Raw genomic sequence first — 24,740 nt, 5'->3', positions numbered from 1 at the left:
ATACAGAGGTGTCTGTTGAGCGGAAGAAGGATGTGCTGTCGAGGTTCAATCCAAGAAATAATCTAAAAGTGTAGAGAAAAACCTCCAAATAACTATAAATTATTTGGAGGTCTTGTGATGAATGACATTGAGAATTTGATAATAAATTTAAGATCAGTAGCCGCGCAGTTAAAATTGAAGTACCATATTTCTTTACTAAGCAATACACGTTCTAATACGAGAGAATTAAACAATTCCCTTATAAACTATTCCACTAACAATGAATTTTTCAATGATAAAGAGTTTGATGAAGTATTTGAAGGTCTTAAAGACGCTGATTTCTTCGTCGAAACTTTTTTTAACGAAATCGAGTTTATACTGGAAGTTCTCAAACAATCTTATTTTAAAAACAAAAGGTTTGTATATAATCTATCCAGAAACGGTCAGCACATTGGGAAGAAATCTTTAATTCCATCTTTTTGCGATCTTATGTCTATTCCTTATTCAGGCTCAGATGCACTTGTAATATCATTTAGTAGAGCAAAATATATTTATACAAAATACTTAGAGGTTCATAATGTTAAAGTCCCTGATAGCTGGGTTTACGACCCTTCAAATGGATGGTTAGCTGAAAATAAGCCCAAATTAGATACAAAGATTATAATTAAACCTATGCACGAGTCTGCTAGCATAGGCTTATCAGAGACATCGATCAAATTGTTTGATTCTAGTACAGAGTTAGAAATCATAAATGATAGTAAAGAGAAAAATTCCCCTATCTTAGTTCAACAATTCATTGAAGGGTATGAGTGTGAAGTTCCCTTACTCATTTCTAGTAGACCTTATGCTTTAAATCCAATAGGTATTTCAATAAATGGTGAAAATCATCTTAAACAGAGCATTCTCACCTCCGACTGCTCTTTCAATGATGATTATAATTTCTACTCCCTAGATAAGGAGTTATCAGGATCAGTGATTGAAAAAGTAAGAGAAACAGCGATTGACATCGCTCAACTTGTGGGGCTAAGAAGTTATGGGAGAGTAGATTTTAGAATTGATAACCAGGGCGATGCTTACTTAATGGATATAGCTGCTTCGCCCTATACAACCAAACATAGCTCTTTTGCTTATGCTTATAACCAATTAGGTTTAGAGTATCATGATATATATAGTTCAATAATTGGATTATCCTCTAAAACGGATTATTGATACCTGGCTATAATGATGAGAACTGTAGATCAGAAAACAGAAATAATCTGCAATGAAAAGAACTAGACTCATCTCTAGGATTTGAGTTGTCGTATACCCATTGGTCAAGTTCAGCAGGTTCGAGTATCAATTTATTTTTAATCAATTTGTTCAAGGCTGCCAGCCTGTTTTTTATTTTTTTTTCATTTTTAGTATGAAAATTGGGGATATTATCTTTAAATTTATCGAGTAATTTTTCCGCGTCAGACCAATCGTATTGAAGTATATTTTTAGCTAACTCTAAATTGATTAAATGATAGTCATAGAAACTATCAATACTGTTAACAAGAATTTTATTTTTCAGAGTGTGTACAGTTGCATCGTATTCTTGATAATTTCTATTTATCAAATATAAATTTGCAAGATTAATTAACATCACAGCGTCCTTTTCGGTTGGAGTATTTTGGATTTTTTCTCTAAAATTCATTATACTCTCTTCGAAAAATTGTTCGCTTATTGTTTCTTCACTTCTGAAAATAGATAAAAAGTTAGCTAAAAATAAATTGTTATAAATTTTTTCTGTCGAAGGGAATTTAATGTAGTTATGTTCTTCAATAAGACGTAAGCATCCTTCCAAATGTGATGAAGCTTTTTCGAATTGGTTTAGAACAATTAAGATCCCTCCAAGGTTGCACAGGGCAAAGTAGTATTGCAAGTAGTCATCGGTTTCTTTGAAATATGCAACACTATCTGACATAGGCCCGATTGAAACTTCTGCAGAATTAAATAAGAAACTTTTTCTGTCCAAGACTCTACCAAGATATTCAAAAAATGGTCGGTTATTTTGTTTACCTATAAAGTTCTGTAATTTGTCCGCAATATTTTTACCTCTATTAAATTGACCGAGTTTATTCGTATAAGTTGAGAAGAGAGCAAAGTTACATTGAGCCCAGTGTTCTGCTTCTTCTTGCCCAATGTCGTCTAAAACTAAACACAAAGCTTCAGTATCTCGTTCTATTCTAGCTGTGTCCAAATCTAACATTAGTGAGACTAGAAGTTTCATTCTTAATACCTCAGAACGAAATAATAGTGAATGTGCCGTTGATATTTGATTCAACTTTTGATAGGATTCCTTATAGTTTTGAGACAAATAATAATCACATGCCTTAGATAAGTGATCAAAATCAGTTTTCAGATAATTAGATCTGGTATTATTCTTAATGTAATAATTAAGCGTCTCTTTGATTTGAATTTGATGCTCTTCATTAGCTGAGATTTCCATGTTTCTACAGTATGCTAAAGCAAATAATCCAAATACTTCTTTAGTTTCTTGTCCTTCTTCATCTGCTAACGAGAGATGTAGTGCCCGCGAGAAATAGTTTCCGGGTTTATTTTTTTTTAAGTACTTTGTGTACTGTAAGTGAAATCTAGCTTGAGTGCCTGTGACTTTCTTATAAAAAAAGTCTCTAATTATACTATTAGAAAAAGTGAATTTAAGTCCTTTCTTTAAGAATAAATGAGTATAGGACTCATACAACAGATCATCAACGTCATTATTTTCATTGCAAAGATACCTGATCTCATTAGTGTTAAATTCACCATCAATAATGGATGAAGCTTTAAGAACATTCTGGGCATCAACTTCTCTAGAACCAAATATTTTTAGACGATGTTGAAGTATACTATTTAAATCTACTGCTGCTTCTTTATTGATTTTTAATATTCCATCGGTATACAAAGCTTCTATAACTATTCTAATAAAATCAATATTAGCTCCACTTAGAGACATGATTGTTTCGATTTGATCTTTGGTTAGTGCCAAATTATACCCAAGTAGTTTAACAATTTCTTCTATTTCATCAGAAATAGGAAGCAATAGTTTCAAGTTTTTCACCGAATTAAGAAGTGTTCTAGCATTTAAATTCAACACTTTTGAACTGTCATCTTCGTTTGTAATAATGAGTAATTTAACCTTTTTATGATCTAAAATTTTTTTGTGATTGATGATAGCCTTTATCAGAGTCTTAGAAGATTCATCCCAGAACTCAAAGCTATCTGCAATAATTAAAATATTACTTTCAGTTGATTTTCTTAGCATTTTTATAAAAAAATCGATTTTAGTGTCAAATATCTCTTTTCTTCGAGAAGTGCTACTCAGACCAATGCTAAAAATTTTAAATACACTGAATCCTAGATTCAAACTTTTACCTGTAATTTCTGTTTTGGGAGAATGAACACTCTCGGCTTGAATAATCGTTGAATATGCGCTTACATCTCCGCTTTTACCTTCAATATAATAGCCTTTCCAGTCTTCATAATTATTAATTTCTTCTAAATAATCTTCTACTAAGTATGTTTTACCACTCCCAGTTGATCCACTCAAATATACTATATTGAACTGATCCCCATTAAATGTATCTTTAATTTTATCTTTTATTGTTGCTTGTTTTACAGATAACATAACAACCTCCAAATAATTTATAGTTATTAGTATGTAATTTCCTGATAGATTGCTTTGGCAATTCTAATCACAGCTTCTATACTACACTTATCTATTCGACACATTTCTATATATTCCTCTAAAAATTTACAAATTGATTGCTATTTTATGATTCGTAAGACCTGCATTTTTGATTTTATAGGTTTATGGGTCTAGTAGTGTCACACTTTTACCATGAATTTTCCAAAAGGAGTTTACTTCTCTTATATCGAATACAATATGAATAACAGCGACACGAGAAAGGGTAATCTCACCCGGAACTTGATGTCCATGTTTTCCAGAAAGATTCCCCAGTCCGTTTCGTGTTTAATGTTAAATAGGAGTAGTCTATTTCATTGTTCACGAGCTACACCTGAAGTTCTGCATCTAACATTCACCTCTGTAAGACAGTCAAGGCAATTCTACACCGCATTATCTCTATTTCAGGCTTCACAATCCAAAAAGTTCAACTGCAAGATGATTCATCCGGTTACACGTCTGTACAGCATGCTCCTAATCAAGACAACAGTGTCCACACAACAGAATTTCGATTATGGGCTCTGAAATGAATCAGAACGAATGCACGTGGAGGAGGCTGTAATGATGGCGAAAAAAGAAGTTGTAGCGATGCTACTTGCCGGAGGGCAAGGTAAGAGGTTAAAAGGATTGACCAAATCACTGGCTAAGCCGGCTGTATATTTTGGCGGCACGTACCGAATCATTGATTTTCCGCTGAGTAACTGCTCTAATTCTGGTATTGATACAGTGGGTGTATTAACTCAATATGAACCACTTGTCTTACATTCCTATATTGGCATTGGCAGTGACTGGGATCTGGATCGAAAAAACGGCGGGGTATACGTACTTCCTCCACATGAACGTGAAGACGGTAGCAACTGGTACCGGGGTACAGCGGATGCGATCTTCCGCAACCTGAACTTTATTGAACAATTCGACCCTGAGCATGTGCTCGTTCTGTCAGGGGATCATATCTATAAGATGGACTACGAAAAAATGCTCCAGTATCACAAAGAAAAAGATGCGGATTGCACCATATCGGTCATTGATGTCTCATTGGAAGAAGCCAGCCGATTCGGGGTGCTGAACACCAACGATGACTATAGCATCTATGAATTCGAAGAAAAACCTCCCGAGCCCAAGAGCACACTTGCTTCCATGGGTATCTATCTCTTCAAGTGGGATGTACTGAAACGTTTCCTGATCCAGGATGAACAACAGGCATCCACCTCCTATGATTTTGGTAAAGATATTATTCCTTTGTTGCTTGAAAACGAAAAATCCTTATATGCATATCCATTCGAAGGTTATTGGAAAGACGTAGGTACCATTCGCAGTCTGTGGGAATCCAATATGGACCTGTTGGACGAAGATACACCGTTTAATCTGAATGATCCGGACTGGCGTATATTTACACGTAATCCGAACCAACCTGCACAATACATTTCGCCATCGGCCAAGGTGCGGAATTGCATTATTAGTGAAGGTAGTGTGGTGCATGGTGAGGTGAATCATTCCGTTCTGTTCTACGGAATTGAAGTTGGCGAGAACAGTGCTGTCATCGATTCGGTCATCATGCCAAGAGTGAAAATCGGGCAAAATGTACGCATTTATCGAGCGATTATCGCAGAAGGATTGGTTATTCCTGATGGAACACAGATTTCGCCTGCACCGGGAGATGAGAGTGATATATTGCTCGTGGATCAGGAAGAACTGGAACGTCAGTTTCGTCAAGGAATAACCAGCAAGGCCTAATTGAAGTTAAAAGGACGGTGCATGCGATGAAACAATTGATCGGAGTTATTAACCTTGACCATGAACTTGAAGAATTGAAGGAATTGACGTATTTTCGCTGCGGTGCCGCGGTGCCTTATGCCGGGCGTTACCGTCTGATCGATTTTGTTCTATCCAATATGATGAATGCAGGCATTGAGAGTATAGGTGTATTTGTACGGCGAAAATATCGCTCGTTGATGGACCATCTTGGTGACGGCAAGCCTTGGGATTTGGATCGCAAGCATGGAGGCATGTTTATTTTACCACCAGACTGGAACGATCCAACAGATACATCACAAGGGGACTTGCAGCATTTCCATAACAATTTGGACTTTTTCCACAGAGGTGCAGGACAATATGTTGTGCATGCGGGCAGTCGCCATGTGACCAAAGCAGACCTCCAGGATGTCTACAGGTATCACATCAGTAAAGGAGCGGACGTTACACTGGTCTGCAAAAAAGTAGATCAGCTGCTGCCTGAGCATGATGCCTGTGTCAAAGTTGACCATGACGGGGACGGTAACGTGGTGGACATTCACCAAAGCGCTAATCACCCGAATATATATACAGAAATTTTCATCATGGAAAAGGAATTGTTCCTGCGCCAGGTGCAACGCTGCATCGATCATGGCGAGAGCCATTTCTTCCGGGATGTGATTCAAAAAAATCCGGATGGATTGAATATCGCTGCGTATGCATATGATGGCTATCACGCAGTCATCAATTCCATTGACAGTTATTATCGCAACAGTATGGATCTGTTGAATACAGGACAGTATGAACAACTGTTCAAGGAAGATCCTGTTCAGACCAAAATTAAATATGAAGCCCCTGCCAAATATCTGGATACCGCCGATGTTAAACATTCACTCCTTGCCAATGGCTGCATCGTAGGTGGAGAGGTGGAGGACAGCATTTTGTTCCGTGGTGTGCAGGTGGCCAAGGGTGCCAAAATAAAAGGTTCCATCATCATGCAGAAATGTTACATTGGTGAGGGCACCGTACTTGAGAACGTTATTCTCGATAAAGACGTGAAGCTGACCGGAGGACAGACGCTGATCGGTGACCCGTCGAATCCATACATTTTAGCGAAAAGTACTATTATCTAAAGCCCACAGGTAACCGATATCTTCTATAAATATATATAAAATAAAAATCCTGTAGGATGGATTTAAGGTTCATACACTTTTAAACATCGGTGTGCCACCCGAAAAAGCTACTTCATACGTGCAAACGTAGTGGAGGGGACGAAATCGATTCTGAAGAAGCGTAGCGTTCGCCTTTATCCCCGGATTTTCCCTTTAAAAAAAGGAATCAAAAAATCTGGGGATAACAGCGATCATAAGAACGATTCGTCACCGTAACGGGCTTTCAGCCGAAAATGTAGCATTTACAGCTTTGACACTCATGCGCAAAAATTTGTATGAACCGCCACCATCCTACAGGATTTCCCCGGGAGGAACCTACTTTTGTTTGACAACAAGGAAACGTTCAAGAGTATCTTTACACGGAATCTGGTCAGCAAATTGGGCAAACCGATTGAAGAAGCAACAAAGGAAGACGTGTACCACGTACTGGGAAGCATGATCCGTGAATATGCAGGACAGGATTGGGCAGCGTCGAATCAGGGGTTTAAGCAGCGCCAGGATAAACAGGTCTATTACTTCTCGCTGGAATTCCTGATTGGACGTCTGCTCGGCAACAATCTGCTGAATGTGAATGAATTGGAATTAGTCCGTGATAGTCTGGCTGAACTGGGATTTTCCTTGGAAGAGGTAGAAGAACAGGAGTCGGATGCAGGACTCGGTAACGGAGGTCTGGGACGACTCGCTGCCTGTTTCCTGGATTCACTCGCATCACTCCGATATGCAGGACATGGTTGCGGAATTCGATATAAATACGGGTTGTTTGAGCAAAAAATCATCAATGGTAATCAGGTAGAGCTACCTGACAATTGGCTGGATAAGGGCAATGAATGGGAAGTCCGCCGTCCAGACAAAAAGGTGGAAGTCCAGTTCTGGGGTCGGGTAGAAGCTCACGAGCAGGATGGAGAATATCAGTTTGTTACAAAAGATGCCGAATCGGTTGTCGCTATTCCCTATGACGTGCCTGTCATTGGTTATGGTCAAACCCATGTAAATACATTGCGACTCTGGAGTGCCGAGCCAAAGCGCGAGACTTCACTCGACACCCCTTCGAACTACTACGGTTATCTGGATTATAGCCGTTCGGTTGAATCGATCTCGGAATTCCTGTACCCGGATGATTCCCAGTACGAAGGGAAGCTGCTGCGATTGAAGCAGCAATACTTCATGTGTTCAGCAGGCGTACAGAGCGCCTTGCGTACGTTCAACAAGCTGGAGCTACCGTATGATCGTTTGCCTGATAAAGTGGCCTTCCACATTAATGATACGCATCCAACCTTGGTTATTCCAGAACTGATGCGCATCCTGATTGATGTGAAGGGGTATGGCTGGGATGAAGCATGGGATATCACAACCCGTACTGTATCGTATACCAATCATACAACGCTTAGTGAGGCGCTTGAGAAGTGGCCTGTATCCATGATCAGCAAGTTGCTTCCACGGATCTATATGATCATTGAAGAGATCAACAAACGCTTCTGTGGCATGCTGCTGGATCGGTATCCGGGAGATCAGGATCGCATAGGGCATCTGGCAATTGTTGCGAACGATCAGGTACGGATGGCGCATCTGGCGATTGTAGGCAGTCATAGCGTGAATGGTGTTGCTGCATTGCATACCGAGATTTTGAAAGAGCGCGAGATGGCTCCGTTCTATGCACTGTATCCAGAGCGTTTCAATAATAAAACGAATGGTATTACCCATCGCCGCTGGTTAATGCATGCGAATCCGAAACTGTCGGATCTGATTACGGATACCATCGGTAACGAATGGATAACAGAGCCGGGCAAGCTGGACCAGTTGGCTGGATATGCGGATAATACATCATTCCAAGAGCAGTTCCGTTTGATAAAGCGTGATAACAAGGAACGGCTTGCTGCGTATATTCTGGATCATACTGGAACGACAGTGAATCCGGATTCGATCTTTGATGTACAGGTGAAGAGACTACACGGGTACAAACGTCAACTGTTGAACATTCTGCATGTTATGCATCTGTATAATCGGCTTAAGAATGATGCTTCGTTTGATATGGTGCCACGTACGTTCATCTTTGGTGCGAAGGCAGCGCCGAGTTATTATTTTGCCAAGAAAATTATCAAGCTGATCAACACCGTGGCTGACACGGTGAATCGGGATGCGGCCGTGAATGACCGCTTGAAGGTATTTTTCCTCGAGAACTATTCCGTCTCTCTTGCTGAGAAAATCATTCCCGCTGCGGATGTTAGTGAACAGATCTCAACCGCGGGCAAGGAAGCATCCGGTACGGGCAACATGAAATTTATGATGAACGGTGCTTTAACGATTGGCACGATGGACGGAGCCAACGTGGAGATGGCGGAGCAGGTCGGAGAAGAAAATATGTTCATTTATGGTCTGCGTGCAGATGAAGTGCTTGAATATTATCGTTCTGGCAGCTATCGTCCGAATGAGATTGTGCAGCATGATGAACGCATTCGCGAGGTTGTGGAGCAACTAGTGCATCCAGGTGCATTCTGTTATCGTGACGGGGAGTTCTGGGATATTTATGACTCCTTGCTGGCCCATGGTGACGAATACTTTGTATTGCGTGATTTTGCTGCTTATGCAGACGCGCATGCTGCCATTGACCAGTCGTATCGGGATATTCCGGGCTGGACTCGGAAAGCAATATTGAACACCGCTCATTCCGGTATATTCTCCAGTGATCGTACCATTAGTGAGTATGCTACAGATATCTGGGGTATTCATCCCGTGTCCGGGAACTGGAAAGGTTAAAAATAGATTGTTAGACAAACAAGTCCCCTTGTTCACAAGAGCCATCTCTGCTGGTTAATCAACCAGTCTAGAGAGCATCTCCTTGTAGAACAAGGGGATTTTGGCATAGAGTGTATCATAGTGTCATTCAACATGATGAGAAGTGCAACTCACATATTTCCATCATACAAGTTCGCACACAAAATCAAAAAAAAGATCTGGATCTCAGTCATACTACATAAGAAATTGTTTGATATTTTGAATTAGATAGGGGAGCCGTCACTATGGATCATTACACACGAATTCAGCTTGCTATTGAGTATCTGGAGCGGCATTTGCAAGATGAGTTTAATATCAGAGAGACTTCTGCTGCTGCGAGCTTTTCGGCGTTTCATTTTCAGCGTTTATTCCAGGCGATCACCGGATTCACGGTACTGGAATATGTGCGCAGACGAAGATTAACGGAAGCTGCAGGGATGCTAAGGGGCACATCAGAAGGCATATTGGACATTGCGATGAGTTTTGGCTATCAATCCCAGGAGGCATTTACCCGTGCATTTTCAGCCTACTTTGGAATGACACCCGCGAAGCTGCGCAAGCTGGAAACGAATCAGTTGTCTCTTTTGAAGATGCAGCGGAGCATTGATTTTAATGATTATCGAACTTCACTTGGTGGAACATTCCACATGAACACACCCCGTCTGGTCACACGGGAACCGAACTGGATTGTCGGCTATGAATATAAGACCAACCTGAATGACAATCAGCATTATGCTGAAATACCCGGATTTTATCACGATTTTGGATTGGGACAGAGATTCATGGTTATCCCGGAGAGGACACGCCCTGATATGGCTTACGGTGTGGCCTGTCATTTTGAAGAAGATGGAGCATTTTCTTTTATTGTAGGTGAAGAAAGCAGTGGAGCATCGCAGGTACTTGAACCCGGTTTTACCTCGATTGAAATCCCGGGTGGCTTGTATGCAGAATTCACCGTAGAAGGCTCTGGGCAGGATATTCGGAAAATGATCTATGGCAGCTGGCTGCCGCAGTCCAACTATGAACGGAGGGAAGGGCCAGACTTTGAAATGACGGATGTCTGGAAATCGACCCCTGAACAATTGGACATGAAGATCTATATCCCGTTAAAATAGACCTACCGCTTCGCGGAAATCAAGGTCGGAGGACGGGATGAATGAGCGAAAAGTCATGGCTCCACTCTAAGTGGATGTTATTCTTTGTTGCTTGCATGGCAGTGCTTTACATACTGATTATGGGCAATTTATTGTTCGTCAGTGGCCGAACGCCAGGCATGTATTATCAATATAATCTCGTACCTTTTGAGACCATTCGGCCACTTCTGTTGGAGAGGGAGAGGTACCATACAGATGCCTGGGTCAAAAATTTGTTTGGCAATATCGTATTGTTCATTCCGCTAGGTATCTGGATTCCATGGTTGTTTCGGAGGTGTCGTTCGTTCCTGTCCTTTACATCTACAGTTGTTTTGCTTCTGCTGGGTGTCGAGGTCACACAATTGATTACACGTGTAGGTTCGTTTGATGTGGATGACATTATTCTGAACACGATCGGTGCCTGGATCGGATACGCCGGATTTAAGTTAATCTTATATTCACAAAAAAGGACTCGGAATTGAACCGCAGATCGCGGTCCATGACCGGGTCTTTTTGCATAAGATATCTTTCAAATGTTTACAAGGGATTCATTTCGGATAAAACATATTAACGGCTTAATATAGTGAACAGAGATTATATAGTGGACAATGATGAGAGCGAGGTGGGCGATATCGTTTGGTGGAAAGAGAGTGTGGTATACCAGATTTACCCGAACAGCTTTAAGGATTCGGACGGAGATGGATATGGCGACTTGCAGGGGATCTGTGAGAAGCTCGATTATTTAGAGAATTTGGGCGTGGATGTGATCTGGCTCTGTCCCATTTACGATTCACCCGGACATGATAACGGATACGATATCCGTGATTATTACGCCATTCTCCGCAAGTACGGCACGATGGAGGATTTTGATCGATTATTGGCAGAGGCACACAAGCGTGGCCTCAAGATCATGATGGACCTGGTGCTGAATCATACGTCAGATGAACATGCGTGGTTTGCTGAATCGCGTTCATCAAAGATGAATCCAAAGCGGGATTATTATATTTGGCGTTCAGGCAAAAATGGGCAGGTGCCAAATAATTGGGAGTCCTATTTTGGAGGTTCGGTGTGGAAACATGACCCTGAGACGAATGAATATTATTTGCATCTGTATTCGGAACAGCAACCGGATCTCAACTGGAACAATGCACAGATGACAGAAGAGATGTATGAGATGGTGCATTGGTGGCTGGAAAAAGGGGTAGACGGATTCCGTTTCGATGCAGTAGCGCATATCGCCAAGGCAGAGGGTCTGCCAAGTGCCCACAACCCGCATAATCTGCCGGTGGTTCCCGCGTATCAGCTCTTTTCCAACCTGGAACAGGTACACTCCATCCTGAAGAAACTGAATAACATGATCCTGAAACCTTACGGACCTATGACGGTTGGCGAGACTTCGGGACTTGGGCCCGAGCAGGCCTTGGCTTATGTCGGGACGGATCGTGATGAGCTTAATATGGTATTCCAGTTTGAGCATATGTTCATCGATGCCAAATCTTCTGGAATTGGTAAATGGAACTATAAGGAATGGAAATTGACCGATCTCAAAGAAATCATGAGCCGGTGGCAAACGGTTTTGCATGGTAGAGGCTGGAACGCCAATTATATGGGCAACCATGATCAGCCGCGTCCGGTTTCGCGTTTTGGTGATGACGGTAAATATCGGGTGCGTTCTGCTCAGATGCTGGCGACATGGATGCTTACACTCGAAGGGACCCCATACATCTATCAAGGAGAAGAGATCGGCATGACCAATGTCGCTTTCCCGAATATAGAACAATACCGGGACATCGAGACCAAAAATTATTTCAATCATAACATTGGTCAAGGTAAGTCGAAGCATGAAGTCATGCAGGCAATCTGGCTTAAGAGTCGCGATAATGCCCGCACGCCGATGCAATGGGATGAGACGGAACACGCAGGTTTTACCCAGGGTCAGCCGTGGATTCAGGTGAATGATAACTATCCCGAGATTAATGTGGCTGATGCCGAAAGTGATCCGCAATCCATTTTGCATTATTACCGTAAGTTAATTGCGCTTCGCAAACAACATAAAGTGCTTATCTATGGTGCGTATGAACTGCTGTTGCCGGATGATCCGGATATCTATGCCTATACCCGAACGCTGGATGATGAGCAGATGTTGGTCATTCTGAATTTCCGAGGGCATGAACCCGAGATGCACTGGCCGGAAGGCTGGAATTCCGAGCATGCCAAGCTGATGATCAGCAATGTAAGCAGACGTTATTCTACCGATGAAGGTGCTATTCAGCTTCAGCCGTATGAAGCAAGGGTATATCGTAAGCAGCGGTAATACGGAGGCTAGCGTAATTTTGCGTTGGTGAAGAGCTATGATTTATAATAAATAGTGGTTTCAAAATAATCAAAACATATGTCGGGAGGAATCCAAGTTGTTGAATATTACGTTCCACGGTCACTCCAGTGTACAGCTGGGCACAGAAGAAAAGTCTCTGATCATTGATCCCTTCCTGCGTGGCAACGAGCTTGCCGTCACGAAGCCTGAAGATATTAAGACCGATGTTGTGTTGCTGACACATGCACATATGGATCACATCCTCGATGCTGAACCTATTGCCAAAGCGAATAACGCCAAAGTTGTGGCTATTGTAGAGCTGGCTACATATATGTCCTGGAAAGGTCTGGATACACTCGGTATGAACATGGGCGGAACGGTAGATCTTGACTTTGCTCAAGCTAAAATGATTCAGGCGTTCCATACTTCCGGGATTGTGCTGGAAGAAGAACAACGGATCATGTATGCAGGTTTGCCTGCTGGATATATCATTAATATTGGTGGTAAAACGATTTTGCATGCCGGAGACACAAGTCTCTTCGGGGATATGAAAATGATCGGTGATCGTCATGATATCGATGTTGCCTTCTTGCCGATTGGTGGACATTTCACCATGGGACCTGAGGATGCGCTGCAGGCGGCCGAATGGTTCAATGCCAAACTGACGATTCCGGTCCATTATGATACGTTCCCGGTAATTCGTCAGGATGCGGAACACTTCGTGCAACAACTTGCTGCAAAAGGGTTGGAAGGCCGTGTGCTGGCCCCAGGAGAATTGATTACCCTGTAATGCACATTTAACCGCTGTTCAATAATAAATGGATTTATGGATAAAGACGAATATCACGTCAAGATAACTGACGCGATATTCGTCTTTTTTCGGTTTCAGGTTCAATTTTCAACGATAGAGTTGGTACAAATGACAAAAACATTGAAATTCCATTGTTGAACTTCCGTTTAGAATGATATAAAAAGTTACACGGAAACCAAACGGAAATCCGAATTGACCGCAAACAGGGGGAGCGTTCATGTCATTTATGAAATCATTATTTTTTCAAATTATTGTAGCGGTAATCATCGGGATTGGCGTAGGCATCCTGTGGCCGGATCTGGGTAGCTTGCTGCAACCGCTCGGAACAGGTTTCATCAAATTGATAAAGATGATCATCGCACCACTGATTTTCATGGTGATTGTGACAGGCATTGCCAAGATCGGTGATCTGAAGTCGGTAGGGCGCATTGGACTGAAAGCTATCGTGTGGTTTGAGATTGCAACTACAGTTGCGCTGGTACTCGGATTGGGAACAGCCAATCTGCTTCGCCCAGGTGCCGGAATGAACGTGGACCCTTCGACCATAGACGCAAGTGGCATTGAAGCGAAAACCAATGGTTCCGAGTTACCGCATACGGTAGACTTTATCATGAATATTATTCCGACAAGTGTTGTGGATGCCTTTGCACAAAATGCCCTTCTGCAAGTACTGCTCGTGGCCTGCCTGTTCGGGGTTGCGCTGGCAGCAACGGAGAGTAAGGCAAAAGAGAATGTACTGACGCTGATTGAGAACCTGCTCGGAATTGTATTCCGCATCATCGGTTATATCATGAAACTCGCGCCAATTGGCGCATTTGGAGCCATGGCCTACACGGTAGGTGCCTATGGGGCTTCCACATTATCGTCCTTTGGTCTGCTGATTCTGGCCTGCTACGGCGCAGCGCTGCTGTTTCTGGTCATGCTGGCATTGGCTGCCTGGTGGATCACCGGGCTGAATTTCCTGCAATTTGTGAAGTATACCCGTTCTGAAGTGATGCTGGCGATTGGAACCGGATCATCAGAAGTGGTGATGCCACGCATGATGGACAAACTAACCAAGGCGGGATGTGATCGTGCGGTTGTGGGTCTTGTGGTGCCGACGGGATACTCGTTTAATCTGGATGGCGCTTCGATCTATTTATCCTTGGCCACGGTTTTTGTTGCTCAGGCCGTAGGCATTGAACTGACATTGATGCAGCAGATTACGATTTTGCTGGTGTTGATGTTAAGTTCCAAAGGCATGGCTGGAGTACCTGGCTCCGCATTCTTGGCCCTGTCCGCGACGGCAGTAGTCGTCAATGCTTTTCCGGTAGCAGCGGTTGCTCTGCTGCTTGGTGCAGATCGATTCATGGACACAATGCGTGTCTTCACAAACCTGATGGGCAACTGTGTTGCAGCATTTGTGGTCGCAAAATGGGAAGGTCTGCTGGATCAAAAGCGAATGCGTGCCGTACTCTCTGGTGAGATCAGTGCTGCTGAACTGGAAAGGGAAGAGCAAGCTGCACTATCTCTATTGAAGTTGAATATGCAGGAAAAACAAGGGAAAGCCGTAGTTTCACCGGAGATGTCGTAAGAGGCGTGTCTCCGCTGTGGTGATTAAGTCAATTGACAGCTACTTTATATTAACAATCCATTACAACAGTAAAAACAGTAGAATACATTTAAAAAGTTCAACCAAGTTCAACCAAATTAGACCGTCTGTTGCCCACACCCATTGTGGGAAGAACAGACGGTTTTTTGTTGTCCCAATACAGATATCATGGAGCTCACGAACGCAGGCGACAAAATAAATGTTACAGAGGAAAGGTTAATGGGGAATGTGTAGAAGAGGTGAAGAATAACCATATTATAGTTTCAACTTGTATATACATGTTTAGTTATGTAATATAGATATGAAGTTAGCCGGGAACATCACATAAGAGCATTACAATTTATTGGAGGCGTTAACATGAGTTCTAATAACATAACTCCGTCATCTTGGTGGAAGACATCAACGGTGTATCAGGTATATCCGAAGAGCTTTAATGATACAACTGGATCGGGTACGGGAGATATTCGTGGATTAACCGAGAAGCTTGATTATTTGCAGCATCTGGGTATCGATATTGTGTGGTTGCAGCCGGTATATGTATCCCCGCAGCATGATAATGGATATGACGTAGCGGACTATTACCGGATTAATCCGGATTATGGGACGATGGAGGATTTTGACGAGCTGTTGAAAGGTCTAAAGGCTCGTGATATGAAACTGATGATTGATATCGTGGTGAATCACTCTTCGACCGATCATGAGTGGTTCCAGCAATCCCGTTCTTCCAAGGATAATCCGTACCGGGATTATTATATTTGGAAAGATCCTGCCCCGGATGGCGGTGTGCCAAACAACTGGCAATCCAAGTTCGGTGGGCCTGCTTGGCAATTCGATGAACAGACGGGACAATATTTCCTGACTTTATTTGATAAAACGCAGGCAGATCTGAATTGGGAGAATGAAGAAGTACGCGAAGCTGTACGCGATATGATTAAGTTCTGGGCGGAAAAAGGTGTGAATGGTTTCCGTATGGACGTGATCAACCTGATCTCCAAAGACCAGCGGTTCCCTGACGATGATGGCAGCGTGTCACCGGGTGACGGACGCAAATACTACACGGATGGACCGCGTGTGCATAAGTACATCACCGAGATGTACGATGAAGTATTCGGGCCTCACAACATGGTGACCGTAGGGGAGATGTCCTCCACAACACTGGAACATTGTATCCAATATTCGAACCCGGCTTCCCGGGAGTTTTCGATGACGTTTAACTTCCATCACCTGAAAGTGGATTATCCGAATGGTCAGAAGTGGGAACTGATGCCGTATGATTTCGAAGCGATGAAGCAGCTCTTTAGTGAGTGGCAGACAGGCATGCAAGCCGGTGGAGGTTGGAACGCGCTGTTCCTGAATAACCATGATCAGCCGCGGGCATTATCCAGATTCGCCGATGATGGTGACTATCGTGTCGAGAGTGCCAAGATGCTCGCAACAACGATACATGGAATGCAAGGTACGCCTTATGTCTACCAGGGTGAAGAGATCGGAATGCCGAATCCAGTCTGGAATGACGTTAGCGAGTTCCGCGATATTGAATCAACGAACATGTACCGCCTGCTTCAGGAAGAACGAGGCAAATCCGCTGAAGAAGCTTTCAACATTGTAAAAGAGCGTTCCCGGGACAACTCCCGCACACCGATGCAGTGGAATGGAAGTAAGAACGCCGGATTTACTACCGGAACACCTTGGCTGAAGGTAGATGAAAGGTATCCGTCCATTCACGTGGAACAGCAGCTGGCTGACCCGGATTCAATCTACTACCACTACCGCAAATTGATTGCCCTGCGTAAACAGGTTAACGTGCTGACCGACGGTCTGTATGAACGATTGGACGATGCACACCCGGATGTATTCGCGTACGCACGAACCAATGGAAGTGAAACCCTGATTGTGGTATCCAACTTCAGTAAACGAGACGTCACGTTCTCGCTTCCGGAAGCGGTCTGGAATGATCACATTGCAGGCAAATCAGCAGAGTTACTCATAGGAAATACGGAGGCAGCCCCTGCTCTGACGCAGGAAATCTCTCTCAGCCCGTATGCATCCTATATGTGGCTTGTGCCACAACAGGACTAATCACATTTTATAAATAGGAAGTGACACTATGGCAATCGATAAAAAACAAGTTGAGGAGATCGTCCGGGCAGTCGGTGGCAAAGAGAATATTGAAGCTGCAACGCACTGTGTTACACGACTCCGGTTTGCCTTGTATGATGAGAGTAAAGTGGATACCGAGAGTCTGGATCAGAATGATCTGGTTAAAGGACAGTTCTCTTCCCAAGGACAATTCCAGGTCGTTATTGGGCCTGGTCTGGTGGATAAAGTCTATGATGAGATGATTCAGATTACCGGGGGAGATCGTTCTTCCAAAGATGATGTGAAGGCGGTTGCTGGTAAAAAGCAAAATCCAATTCAGCGAGCGATCAAAACACTCTCGGATATTTTCATTCCGATCTTGCCTGCGATCATTACGGCAGGTCTTTTGCTCGGGATTAACAATATTCTGACAGGTCCAGGCATTTTCTTTGATGGAAAATCACTGGTGGATGTTTATCCAGCCTGGAAAGATCTTGCGTCCATTATTAATACAATCGCAAGTACAGCCTTCACGTTCCTGCCGGCTCTAATTGGTTGGGCAGCTGTAAAAAGGTTCGGCGGCAGTCCGCTGCTCGGGATCGTGCTGGGTCTCATTCTGGTACATCCCGATCTGCTGAGTGCATATGGTTACGCTGATGCCGTGAATAATGGCACGGTGCCAACATGGAATCTGTTCGGTTGGGAGATTGAGAAGATTGGTTATCAAGGGCAGGTTCTGCCGGTACTGGTATCGGCGTATCTGCTTGCGAAGATGGAGATTTTCCTGAACAAAAGGGTACATGATTCAATTAAACTGCTGGTCGTTGCACCAGTCACGTTGCTGATTACCGGATTCCTGGCATTTACGATCATTGGACCAGTTACATTTGCTATTGCGAATGCAATCACATCCGGCTTGATCTATGTATACGATTCATACGCGGCGCTGGGTGGTCTGATCTACGGTGGCTTATATGCTTTGCTCGTTATCACCGGTATGCATCACACGTTCCTCGCGGTGGATGTTCAGCTCATTGGTAGTCAGGGCGGTACGTTCCTGTGGCCGATGCTGGCATTGTCCAATATCGCGCAAGGTTCAGCGGCACTTGCGATGATGCTTGTCCTGCGTGAGAAGAAAATGAGAGGACTTGCGGCAACGTCCTCGGTGTCGGCCTTCCTCGGGGTAACCGAGCCGGCGATCTTTGGAGTGAATATCCGTTACCGTTATCCGTTTATCTTCGGTATGGTCGGTTCCGCGATTGGTGGTGTGCTGCTGACGATAAATAATGTTCAGGCAACCTCCATCGGTGTAGGTGGCGTACCGGGATTCCTGTCGATTTTCCCTAACAAATGGGGTGTCTTCTTCATCGGCATGGCGATTGTCCTGGTTGTACCATTTGTTCTGACCGTCCTTTTTGGCAGAGCCAAACTAAGAAAAGAAGATCGTAGTGCAAGCAATGAAACCGTTAATGAGCCTAAAGCGGCTACATCGCAGTCTGCTTCGGGTATTACCTCTTCAACTGCAAAAACAGATCCGAACCAGCGCACACGTAGTGCAGCTCAAGTAGGGGACGAAGCCGTGAATACACTTGAAATCATGGCGCCATTAACAGGTCAGGCTGTGTCACTGGAGCAAGTGCCTGATCCGGCTTTTGCCGAGAAACAGATGGGTGAAGGTGTAGCGATTGAACCTTCCGGCAACGTTGTTGTTGCCCCGTTTGATGCTCAGGTAGCTCATGTGATTAAAAGTAAACATGCGGTGATTCTTGAACATGCGAGTGGATTACAAGTTCTGATCCATGTCGGGATTAATACGGTATCCCTCAAGGGTGAAGGCTTCACCATGCATGTCGAAGCTGGCGAGCATGTAAAGGCTGGACAAAAGCTGTTGGAATTTGATCGTAAGGTCATTGAAGATGCGGGGTACCCGCTGATTACACCAATTATCATTCCAGATGGTCAGGATATGGTTGAACGGGTGGAAGTCACGACAGGTGACGTTACATCTAATCAAAATGGTGTGTTGAAGGTTCATCTGAAAGGCTAATCAAATACAACACCATGAAGGGGCTGCGAGATGTGCAGCTCCTTTTTGCGGTATGATCGTTATTTTCATGACGATCATGGTAAACTGTATATAAAATGGAAGAATCACATTTTTGAAATACGGGTTCCTATATAAATTGAACTAAACATTTACACAAAACGGAGAGGACAGAAAGGACCTGAAGAAGCGGAGCGTTCGCCTTTATCCCCGGATTTACCCTTTATAAAAGGAATAAAAAATCTGGGGATAACAGTGATCGGAAGGTTGTTCTGTCATCGGAGTGTGCAGTGTAAATATTCTTTAGTTCATATTGATTTTCTGATAAAGCAAGCTTCAGGCATGTTCGAGTCGTGGCGTTCATATGGTGGAGAAAGAGTTCCTAGATCGATGAGGAGGAGAGCCATGACACGTATTGCGGTGATGGTCATTCATGGGCTGGGTATGCGGAAGGATGGGTACGCGGACAAGCTGATTGCTTGTTTGCATAAGGAATTGGACAAGGTAATGGTCTTGCCTGGAGCCTCCAAACAGATGCTGGATATCGAACCTGTATATTGGGCGGATGTATTTGAGGAGCGGGAAGAGGCACTCTTTCAACAGCTCGTCAGCTCTCCGGGATTGAACTTTCAGGCGTTGCGCCGATTTGTCATCCATTACCTGGCTGATGCGGTTGCTTATCAACCGGTGGAAAATCAAGGCCATAACTATGATGCCGTACATCGAACGTTGAATCAGGCGATGCATACCCTTGCACAGCGTAATGGACCGGAAGCTCCGCTCTGTGTGGTTGCCCATAGTTTGGGTGCCGTAATCGCGAGTAACTTCTTCTATGATCTGCAATATCCGTCCAGTCGGGTTCCTGAGATTGTCGATGTGAACTCAGCTTTGGAGCGGGGGGACACCCTGACCCATTTTTACTCGTTTGGCACAACACTGCCCTTATGGAGTTTGCGTTACCATGACTTCAGTCGCCCGATTCAGGTGCCCTCCCCCCATTTGAATCAGTATTATGCCGGGCTGGAAGGGGAGTGGGTGAACTTCTATGATCGGGATGATATTCTGGGTTACCCGTTACGCCCCATTGATCCTGCTTATGAGAAAGCCGTGAAAGAAGACATTGAGGTGAACTCGGGCGGCGTGGCTATGAGTTGGAATCCGCTAAGTCATGGGGGATATTTTTCGAATCGAAGCATGAATCGCAGAATCGCGCAGGGGCTGGCTCGTACCTGGACCTGGATAAATCGTTCATAATTAAGAGGTTCTAGCTTCATCCCGTCTTTTTGGTACTGAAAACCGATCTTTTTGAACATGTATTGTAAGTACTATAAGTTTTAATCAGGAGGGAATATGTATGGAATGCAGGACAGGCTGTGCCGCATGTTGTATCGCGATTTCCATATCATCACCGATACCGGGCATGGCTCATGGCAAGCCGGCAGGTGTACGTTGTGTGCAGCTTACCGATGATAATCGCTGCGGAATTTTTGGCCAAAAAGATCGTCCTGCGGTATGCAGTGGACTGCAATCTGAGGAAGAGATGTGTGGTAGCACCGATCAGGAAGCCTTTGATATTCTAACCTGGTTGGAGCAAGAAACTGCACCAAAGGTAATATCAGTAGGTTGTTTTAATGAATTGGGATAATTATACTTAATAGGGAAGAAGGTTGATTAGAGAGAGGAGACGCGAATACAATGGGGCTTGTTAAACGTTTTGTATTGGTTGTTGTGAATATGATCGGAGAGTTATGGATGGGGTTTTACCGACGTAACTCGGATTATTATGACCATCAGACTTCGGAGTCCAAAAGTAAGATTGGCTATTATGCATTTATTATTGGGGCAACAGTGGTTACGGTGGGCATTGTAGGCTGGATGTACAACCGAATTTATTCATAAGTAGTCATTATGCTTAAAATTGAATGAGGCAAAATGCTGAAGTAGAGTCTGTACAAGTAAAAGAGAGTATCCGCAGGATGTGACATCAAATGGATACTCTCTTTGGCATGGGATCAGACAAAATTTGATCATTGAAGATAGGGCGTAGCTTTCTTTTCTTTCAACATATGTACAAGAATCATCTTCAGTACGGAAGAGACGATGAAAAAGATAAACAGGATGCGAAACAATTGGTACCCGGATACAACCGAAAGATCGGCATTCACTTCATGTGCCATGATACTCATCTGATCCATGCCGCCAGGGGCCATACTGAGTAGTGAGGTTGCGGCGGAGAGGGAGAACACATTCATTAACAGATAACTCAATCCAAGCGCACCAACAATGAGCACTACACTACTAGTCACCGCTAGCGTGACTGTCTGTGACTTGCGTTGCAACTGTTCCGGCTTGAGCATCAGTCCAACGTGACTGCCAATCATCAATTGCGATACGTTTAAGAGGGAGGTTGGCAGACTGGGTGTATGCATCGTTGTGCTTAATTGAACGACACACATGACAATCATGGGACCCAGCATAAAGGCCGTCGGAAATCGGAGTTTGCGTGCAACCCATGCACCAGCTATACAGATCGGAGCATAGAGAAGAATCTCGGGGAAAAGGGCACCCCACGTTGCTACGTCAATGAAAGGCTGATCCGTTCCACCACCTGCGGTACCTCCAATCCACGGACTGAATAGCAGGAACGGAACACAGAAGACAATCATGATCAGCCGAGTCACCTGCAAAAAGGTAACCAGCGTCAGATTGATGGATTTCATCTCTTCTGCAAGGGACACCATCTGGGACAGTCCCCCTGGAATGCTGCCAACCAGCAGGGAGGGAAAATCAAAGTCGGTTACCTTTGAAGCGATGTAAGCCGTAATCACACACAATCCAATTAACAGCAAGGTCATCAGAAGCATCATGGGAAGTTGTTGCAAAATGCCATGCAGTGCCTCTTCTGTTAAGGTGAGTCCAATCGAGTAGCCAACAATCAGAATGCCATAGTCCCGAATGGAGGCAGGCCACATGAGCGGCCATTTGGCGACTTGGGAGCCAAGCAGCATGAATACCATTGGCCCGAGCAACCATGGGATCGGTGTATGAATTATTGTGAACAGCAATCCGCCAAGAACAGAGACACCCAGACTAAGAAAAAACCGAAAGACAACTTGGGAACCAAGCTTGCGCATCAGTTCCATCTGTTTAGCCTATCGGTTGAATGAGGTGCTATGAGATTCAGGTATGCATTCAGGTTTAATGAAGGATTCATGTTCATGTGTGATCACTCCTGATGATGAGATACGTTGCGTTATCTATGGAATAACCAGGCTGCTACTGTCCAGTTCATGCTTCTCCTGCGAGAGCGGTAGCGGAAGGTTTGGGTTCTCTGAACATTACATAGTACATCAATGATGAAATAACGTATAGACAGCCTGTGATGCTGAAAGTGATCGCATAACCCCAATACGTTCCGTACGTGGTGACCAGATAGGATTGAACAGGTCCCATGGTAGCCCAACCAATCATGAACGACGTCTGCATCAGTGAATTGGCAATGCCGCGGCGTTTGTCAGAGATTCGATCCACCAGTATGGCTGAATGAATGGGATTGGCTGCGTTCATCAATGCTTGTCTGAATAAGAAACTGAGCGAAGCGATGAACAACAGATTGGTGAAGCCTGTTAATAGAAGGAAGGGCAGCGACATGACCTGGAAAATGACAACGGCTCTTACGCTTCCGACCTTTGCCGCCAGGGTAGGACCAATCAGCATGGATACAATGGTCATAATCTGACCAAGTGCAATCAGTAAGCTCATGCCGCTCAGAGAAACCGAGAACCGATTGGTGAAATACAGATTCAGATACGGTACAACCAGTCCGGAACCTAATCCAATTAACAACTGAGTCACTATAAATTGACCAATCAGTCGGGAATCTTTTTTCTTCGTGATCGAATCGTCCGTGCTTGGGATATTCGTTGAACTTTCTTTTAGATCCGCATTGGGTTGAAGAACGGGTTGCGCCGGAATTGTTGTCTGCGGAGCAGCCTTGCCTTCGGTTACAAATAACAGCGGAATAAACGCAGCCAGTGTTGCTGCACCACCGACAAATAAAACCGTCTGCAATCCGGTCACTTTGGCGAGTCCTGCCGTATGTAACAAATCTGCGAATACACCGCCACCCAGGCTACCAAGCACCTGGGAAGCCAGCACAAGGGATGAATAATAACTGAACATTTTCAGCCGCTGGCTTTTTTTGACGTTTTCCGCCAGATAAGGAATGGCTAGTACTTGGAACACCCCAGCGAAAAGGCCAGAGAATACCGCGAACCAAATCAGTCCTGTAGCCGAATAATCGAAGGAGCGTCCGATCAGAAAGATTCCGCTGAATAACGCCCCTGTAATGAGTAATCGCTTGCGGCTGAACAGATCACCGCATAGACCGATAGGAACAAACATAATGGCTGTTGCGAGTGATTGAATACTTACAATCTGGCCGTTCATTGTATCATTATAGCCCAGACCCTGGATGTACAGATTGTACAAGACAGAGAACATGCCATTTCCGATCTGATACAGAATGCTAGCCAGGAAAAACAGTTGAATATTGCGGGACCAGCCGCGAATTTCATCATTAATATGTTGTAAAACTCTCAAGTGGTTCCCCCCAGTCTGCCTGTGCAGTGATTCCAGTTTAACAGGAAAGGGGAATTTGCGGAAGAATTGACCACTGTTTATTTTGGTTCAGGGGCATGAATCACACGAGCAATGACGAATCCATCGTAACCTTTGCTACCAACCGTTTGCAGTGCTGTAGCTTCAAGCCGAGGGTGATCCGCGATCAACTGCAGGAATGATCGAACGCCTTGAACTCTGGGGTCTGTGCTGTCTGTGCGGATCACTTCACCGTCCCTGACGATATTATCACCAATAATAAGACTCCCCGGCCGAGTCAGTCGCAGGGCCCATCTCAGATAATCGGGATTACTCGGTTTGTCAGCATCGATGAAGATCATATCAAACGGTTCCCTGTATTCTTCCTGAACATCGGGAAGGGTGGTTAAGGCAGGACCAACTCTCAGGTCAACCTTGTGCATCAGTCCTGCTCGTGTGAGATTGGATCGGGCCAAGTCTGCATGATGTGATTCCGATTCCAGTGAGACGATGCGTCCGTGTTCAGGCAGTGCTCTTGCCATCCAGATGGTACTGTACCCACCCAATGTGCCGATTTCAAGTACACGGGATGCACCTTGGATTTGCAGCAGGAGTTGAAGTAACTTTCCTTGATTCGGTGTTACGTCATGAGCGGGCAGTCCAGCTTTGGCATTGGTTTGCAGGGTTTGCTCCAGTAAGGTATCCGAGGGAATCAGTAGATTATTCATGTAGTCGTCGACTTGGGTCCAGGTATGCTGTAGGTCGGTCGTATTTATATTTTTCATGTTCACATGTTCCTTTCTTTGTTT

The 24,740-nt window shown here is 44.2% G+C and carries 18 protein-coding genes; 14 read left to right on the top strand and 4 right to left on the bottom strand.

The window, feature by feature from the left end:
* The first annotated feature begins 117 nt into the window (after positions 1 to 117).
* Complete coding sequence (locus QVE09_RS29270; RefSeq protein WP_315939670.1) at positions 118 to 1,188, top strand: ATP-grasp domain-containing protein; 1,071 nt, start codon at positions 118 to 120, stop codon at positions 1,186 to 1,188.
* Positions 1,189 to 1,195: 7 nt separating this feature from the next.
* Here QVE09_RS29270 and QVE09_RS29265 read toward each other — a convergent pair whose 3' ends face one another.
* Positions 1,196 to 3,628 carry an ATP-binding protein gene (locus QVE09_RS29265; RefSeq protein WP_315939669.1) on the bottom strand — a complete coding sequence of 811 codons (2,433 nt, stop codon included), beginning with the start codon at positions 3,626 to 3,628 and terminating at the stop codon, positions 1,196 to 1,198.
* Positions 3,629 to 4,249: 621 nt separating this feature from the next.
* Between QVE09_RS29265 and QVE09_RS29260 the strand changes: the two genes are divergently transcribed.
* From QVE09_RS29260 to QVE09_RS29200, 13 genes are all read left to right on the top strand, one after another.
* Complete coding sequence (locus QVE09_RS29260; RefSeq protein WP_315939668.1) at positions 4,250 to 5,419, top strand: glucose-1-phosphate adenylyltransferase; 1,170 nt, start codon at positions 4,250 to 4,252, stop codon at positions 5,417 to 5,419.
* A 26-nt stretch (positions 5,420 to 5,445) separates the two neighbouring features.
* Positions 5,446 to 6,549: a glucose-1-phosphate adenylyltransferase subunit GlgD gene (gene glgD, locus QVE09_RS29255; protein ID WP_211081482.1), complete on the top strand. Its 1,104-nt coding sequence runs from the start codon at positions 5,446 to 5,448 to the stop codon at positions 6,547 to 6,549.
* A 360-nt stretch (positions 6,550 to 6,909) separates the two neighbouring features.
* Complete coding sequence (locus QVE09_RS29250) at positions 6,910 to 9,342, top strand: glycogen/starch/alpha-glucan phosphorylase (RefSeq protein WP_315939667.1); 2,433 nt, start codon at positions 6,910 to 6,912, stop codon at positions 9,340 to 9,342.
* A gap of 263 nt (positions 9,343 to 9,605) precedes the next feature.
* Positions 9,606 to 10,475, top strand: a complete 870-nt coding sequence (locus QVE09_RS29245; protein WP_315939666.1) for an effector binding domain-containing protein — start codon at positions 9,606 to 9,608, stop codon at positions 10,473 to 10,475.
* 41 nt (positions 10,476 to 10,516) lie between these two features.
* Positions 10,517 to 10,975, top strand: coding sequence for a VanZ family protein (locus tag QVE09_RS29240; protein WP_315939665.1), 459 nt, complete (start codon positions 10,517 to 10,519; stop codon positions 10,973 to 10,975).
* A gap of 119 nt (positions 10,976 to 11,094) precedes the next feature.
* Positions 11,095 to 12,807: a glycoside hydrolase family 13 protein gene (locus QVE09_RS29235; protein WP_397387120.1), complete on the top strand. Its 1,713-nt coding sequence runs from the start codon at positions 11,095 to 11,097 to the stop codon at positions 12,805 to 12,807.
* A gap of 97 nt (positions 12,808 to 12,904) precedes the next feature.
* Positions 12,905 to 13,597, top strand: coding sequence for a metal-dependent hydrolase (locus tag QVE09_RS29230; protein WP_315939664.1), 693 nt, complete (start codon positions 12,905 to 12,907; stop codon positions 13,595 to 13,597).
* Positions 13,598 to 13,835: 238 nt separating this feature from the next.
* A complete protein-coding gene (gene dctA, locus QVE09_RS29225; RefSeq protein WP_315939663.1) occupies positions 13,836 to 15,191 on the top strand; it encodes a C4-dicarboxylate transporter DctA in 1,356 nt (451 codons plus the stop codon).
* 375 nt (positions 15,192 to 15,566) lie between these two features.
* Complete coding sequence (treC, locus tag QVE09_RS29220; RefSeq protein ID WP_315939662.1) at positions 15,567 to 17,288, top strand: alpha,alpha-phosphotrehalase; 1,722 nt, start codon at positions 15,567 to 15,569, stop codon at positions 17,286 to 17,288.
* Between the two features lie 28 nt (positions 17,289 to 17,316).
* Positions 17,317 to 19,335 (top strand): PTS system trehalose-specific EIIBC component, encoded by a 2,019-nt coding sequence (treP, locus tag QVE09_RS29215; RefSeq protein ID WP_315939661.1) that lies wholly within the window; start codon positions 17,317 to 17,319, stop codon positions 19,333 to 19,335.
* 402 nt (positions 19,336 to 19,737) lie between these two features.
* The gene (locus QVE09_RS29210; RefSeq protein WP_315939660.1) at positions 19,738 to 20,586 is read left to right on the top strand and encodes a chemotaxis protein; all 849 of its coding nucleotides are present in this window, start codon (positions 19,738 to 19,740) and stop codon (positions 20,584 to 20,586) included.
* Between the two features lie 100 nt (positions 20,587 to 20,686).
* Positions 20,687 to 20,977: a YkgJ family cysteine cluster protein gene (locus QVE09_RS29205; protein WP_315939659.1), complete on the top strand. Its 291-nt coding sequence runs from the start codon at positions 20,687 to 20,689 to the stop codon at positions 20,975 to 20,977.
* Between the two features lie 50 nt (positions 20,978 to 21,027).
* Entirely contained in the window at positions 21,028 to 21,231 is a 204-nt protein-coding gene (locus QVE09_RS29200) for a hypothetical protein (protein ID WP_017688872.1), read from the top strand.
* A 128-nt stretch (positions 21,232 to 21,359) separates the two neighbouring features.
* On the opposite strand, the gene QVE09_RS29195 is transcribed toward QVE09_RS29200, so the two are convergent.
* The 3 genes from QVE09_RS29195 to QVE09_RS29185 form a co-directional block, all read right to left on the bottom strand.
* The gene (locus tag QVE09_RS29195) at positions 21,360 to 22,475 is read right to left on the bottom strand and encodes an AbrB family transcriptional regulator (protein WP_315939658.1); all 1,116 of its coding nucleotides are present in this window, start codon (positions 22,473 to 22,475) and stop codon (positions 21,360 to 21,362) included.
* A 145-nt stretch (positions 22,476 to 22,620) separates the two neighbouring features.
* Positions 22,621 to 23,934, bottom strand: coding sequence for an MFS transporter (locus QVE09_RS29190; protein ID WP_315939657.1), 1,314 nt, complete (start codon positions 23,932 to 23,934; stop codon positions 22,621 to 22,623).
* A gap of 77 nt (positions 23,935 to 24,011) precedes the next feature.
* Positions 24,012 to 24,716, bottom strand: a complete 705-nt coding sequence (locus tag QVE09_RS29185; protein ID WP_315939656.1) for an O-methyltransferase — start codon at positions 24,714 to 24,716, stop codon at positions 24,012 to 24,014.
* Between the last annotated feature and the right edge of the window lie 24 nt (positions 24,717 to 24,740).

This window comes from Paenibacillus sp. ClWae2A, from assembly GCF_032452295.1.
In the GTDB taxonomy this organism is placed as follows: Bacteria; Bacillota; Bacilli; order Paenibacillales; family Paenibacillaceae; genus Paenibacillus.
This window is presented reverse-complemented; position numbering and strand designations above follow the sequence as displayed.